Origin of the sequence: uncultured Romboutsia sp., from assembly GCF_958366745.1 — a bacterium.
GTDB lineage: Bacteria > Bacillota > Clostridia > Peptostreptococcales > Peptostreptococcaceae > Romboutsia > Romboutsia timonensis.
The window spans coordinates 1-3,828 of record NZ_CATXCO010000225.1; the positions used below are offsets into that span (position 1 = coordinate 1).

5 protein-coding genes are annotated in these 3,828 nt (G+C 27.0%); all 5 read left to right on the forward strand.

The genetic code is table 11. The annotated features are described in order from the left end of the window. Positions 1-690 (forward strand): S8 family peptidase (locus Q5F54_RS11690; RefSeq protein WP_302334474.1); only part of this gene is annotated, 690 nt, incomplete at its 5' end. Positions 691-876: 186 nt separating this feature from the next. Then, on the forward strand, positions 877-1,563 hold the full coding sequence (gene ftsE / locus Q5F54_RS11695; protein ID WP_071121172.1) for a cell division ATP-binding protein FtsE: 687 nt from the start codon (positions 877-879) through the stop codon (positions 1,561-1,563). Next, complete coding sequence (gene ftsX / locus Q5F54_RS11700) at positions 1,547-2,443, forward strand: permease-like cell division protein FtsX (protein WP_281538019.1); 897 nt, start codon at positions 1,547-1,549, stop codon at positions 2,441-2,443. The genes ftsE and ftsX overlap by 17 nt, the downstream gene beginning before the upstream one ends. An 18-nt stretch (positions 2,444-2,461) precedes the next feature. Further along, positions 2,462-2,827: a hypothetical protein gene (locus Q5F54_RS11705; RefSeq protein ID WP_302334475.1), complete on the forward strand. Its 366-nt coding sequence runs from the start codon at positions 2,462-2,464 to the stop codon at positions 2,825-2,827. Between the two features lie 290 nt (positions 2,828-3,117). Next, positions 3,118-3,489, forward strand: a complete 372-nt coding sequence (locus Q5F54_RS11710) for a M23 family metallopeptidase (RefSeq protein ID WP_302334476.1) — start codon at positions 3,118-3,120, stop codon at positions 3,487-3,489. The last annotated feature ends 339 nt before the right edge of the window (positions 3,490-3,828 follow it).

Genomic DNA, 3,828 nt, shown 5'->3' on the forward strand with positions numbered 1-3,828 from the left:
GGGATTGATAGAGTTGGACATGGAACTCATGTAATAGGTACTATATGCGCAAATGGTAGTAATATAACAGGGGTGGCTCCAGATGCGCAAATTTACGTTTTAAAGGCTATAAATAGAACTGGAACAGGGAAGTTAAGTTGGGTAATAAATGCTATAAAATATGCAGTAGAGCAAAAGGTAGATATAATATCTATGTCACTTGGGTTATCAGAAAATAGTCCTAAACTAGAAAAGGTAATAAAAGAAGCAGTTAATAGTAATATATTAGTGGTTTGTGCAGCAGGTAATGAAGGCGATGGAGATGCTGATAGTTTTGAATATTCATATCCAGCAGCTTATCCAGATGTAATATCTGTTGGAGCTGTTGATAAAAAAGGTGTACCTGCTAAGTTTTCTAACTCTAATACAGCTATAGATGTTGTTGCACCTGGAGTTGATATACTTTCGACTTATCCTAATAATCAATTTGCTGTTTTGAGTGGAACTAGTATGGCAGCGCCTCATGTTACAGGAAGCTTAGCTTTATTAAAAAATTGGTCTAAAAATGAATTTCAAAGAAATTTAACACAAGAAGAATTATATGCACAATTGATAAAGCACACAAGAGTGCTGGAATATCCTAGAACTGTACAGGGAAATGGACTAATATATTTAAAGGATGAAAAAAATATGAAAAAATTTAAATATTAATAAAGGGGCTATTTCATATATAATTTACCTTAATATGAAATAGCTTTTTAGTTTTGAATAGAATTAATATAAAATAAAAATAAACGACAAAATGCTACAAAACTGTTACAAAAATGATACTTATAATATATAATAGATGATGTGCATAAATTTAGTGTAAAAAAAAGGATATATGGAGTGATAAAATTGATTAAATTTACCAACGTAGAAAAAGTATATTCTGATAGAAACAAATCCCTTGATAATATAAATTTAGGAATAAGCCAAGGTGAATTTATATTTTTAGTGGGACATTCTGGTGCAGGAAAATCTACACTACTTAAAATTTTAACACGAGAAGAAAAAGTTTCATCAGGAAGGGTGTCAGTACTAGGACAAGATTTAAGTAAGATTAAACATAGAAAAATTCATGAGTATAGACGTAATTTAGGTGTAGTATTTCAAGATTTTAGGATTTTAAGAGATAAGACTGTATATGAAAATGTTGAAATTGCAATGAGAGCAGTTGGAGCCAATTCAAAAACTATAAAACCAAGTGTAATGTCAGTTTTAGAGAAGGTTAAAATAGCAGATAAGTATAATAAATATCCAGATGAATTGTCTGGTGGAGAACTTCAAAGGGTGGCTATAGCAAGAGCTATAGTAAATAAACCATCAATAATTATAGCAGACGAATGTACTGGTAACTTAGATATAGAAAACTCTATAAGTATATTAGAAATATTAAATGATATAAACAAAGAAGGTGTTACTATTATAATGGCAACACATGATAATGAAATTATAAATTTATTTCCTAAAAGAGTTATTCAATTAGAAAAAGGAAAAATAATAAGAGACACGAAGAGGGAAATGTATGAAGCTACTGTCTAATTTTTTATATAGTGTAAAACAAGGTATAAAAGGAATCTTTACAAATAAAACTATGAGTTTTATATCTATAATTTCTGTTAGTGCATCGTTAATAATATTAGGTATAATAACTAGTATTGTATTAAATACAAATCAATTCATAAAAACAACAAAATATGAAATAAATGAAATAAGAGTATCTATTCAACCTAACTTAGATGGAACTAGTATAGAGAATCTTAAAGATAAATTAAGCAATATAGAAGGAATAAAAAGTGTAGAGTTTAAAGACAAAGAAACCATGTTAAATGACATGAAAAGTAGCTGGGGAGAAGATGCCTATTTATTAGAAGGGGTAGAAAATCCTTTAGATGATTGCTACATCGTTACATTAGAAAATTCAAAAGATATAAAAGCAGTGTCAAGTAAAATATCTACTTTAGATAATGTTAAAAATGTAGAATATAATGAAGATGTAATAGAAAACTTTGTTAAAATATCAAACTCTATTAGAAACTTTGGTGCAGTACTTATTATATTTTTAATATTAATATGCTTAGTTATAATATCAAATACTATAAAAGCTATAGTGTACAGCAAGAAAGAAGAAATTGAAATAATAAAGTATGTAGGTGGAAGTGATAACTTTATAAGAATGCCATTTATAGTTGAAGGTTTTACTATAGGATTTATAGGATCTACTATAGCGTTATTCATATGTATATATATGTATGAATACATATTAGAAAATATAAATAATGCAATTAACTTTATGAATAATAACATGATGATTCCAGTTTCAGAAATAGCAATATTTTTAGCATTTGTTTTATTTATAACAGGAATTACCATTGGAGTACTAGGTAGTATTATATCTGTAAAAAGACATTTAAAAGTATAAGATTTAGGGGGAGAATTAGTGAGGAAAGTAATAACTACGATAACATTATGTAGTATAATATTTAGTACAAGTCTTGTTTATGGTCAAAATAAACAAGTAGATTTAGAAAAAAAACTAACTGAAAATAGAAATAGTCAATTACGATTAGATGAACAAATAATAGAATTAAATTCTAAAATAATAGAGGTTGAAGAAAAAATATTATCTACTAATGAAGAAATAAGTAAACTTGATTTGCAGATAAATGAGATAAAATCTGAAATAAATGAATTAGAAAATAATATACAAAATAATAAAGATAAATTATCTAAAAGAATAAAAGTAATAAATAGCAATTATTCTATAGCTCATCAATATCTGACTTTTTTAATAATATATATATAGTAAAGCAAATTGTAAAACAAGATAAAGAAGTTTTAACAGAGCTTGATGAAAATAAACAAGAAATAGAAGATAAAAAGAGCCAAATAGAAAATAAAAAGGTTGAACAAGAAGAGTTAAAATTATTATTAGAAATAGATAATGAATCTTTAAATAATGATAAAATAGAACTAGAAAAATTAAAATCTGAATTAGAAAAAGAAGAAAATGAATTAGAATCAGAAATAGAAAAAATAGCAGCGCAAAGTGTTGTCAATGGAGAAGGACAAGTTATATCTAGTGGTTCTTGGCCAGTGCCAGGGCATTCTAGAATAAGCTCTCCATATGGATATAGAATACATCCAATTTTTAATACTAAAAAGATGCATACTGGAATAGATATACCAGCACCAACAGGAACACCTGCAGTAGCTATAGACTCAGGAAAAGTTATATTTTCAGGGACTAAAGGAGGATATGGTAACACTGTTATGATACAGCATGATGATGGAAAAGTAACTCTTTATGGGCATAATAGTAAATTAGCAGTGTCAGTAGGGCAAAGAGTAGAAAAAGGGCAAGTAGTATCTAAAATAGGTTCTACAGGTAACTCAACTGGTCCGCATCTTCATTTTGAAGTAAGAATAAACGGAAAGCATGTAAATCCAGTTCCGTATATAAAATAAGTATTAAAAAATAAGTACCTTATATATTATAATATTATAGGTACTTATTTTTTGCGTATAAAGAAATTATATCATAACTATATTTGTGGATAACATATGAATATAAGTAATATCAATAATTTTATAAACGTAAAAAATGACATTTTTGAGTAACGGATGTATCCGTAGTGGTAGCAAGGATATATCGTTGGCGAAATGAGCGAAGCGAATTTTTTATGTATAAGAAAATTATAATATTTTTTTGTATATAATTTCTTAATATAAGTAAAATCAATAACTTTAAAAATCCTGAATTGTCAATTTAAATCAGACAAATTACTTATGAATCACTAAGCAAAT

Excerpts from the sequence above, each read along its gene's own strand:
- ftsX (WP_281538019.1), top strand. The coding sequence starts at position 1,547 with ATGAAGCTACTGTCTAATTTTTTATATAGTGTAAAACAAGGTATAAAA.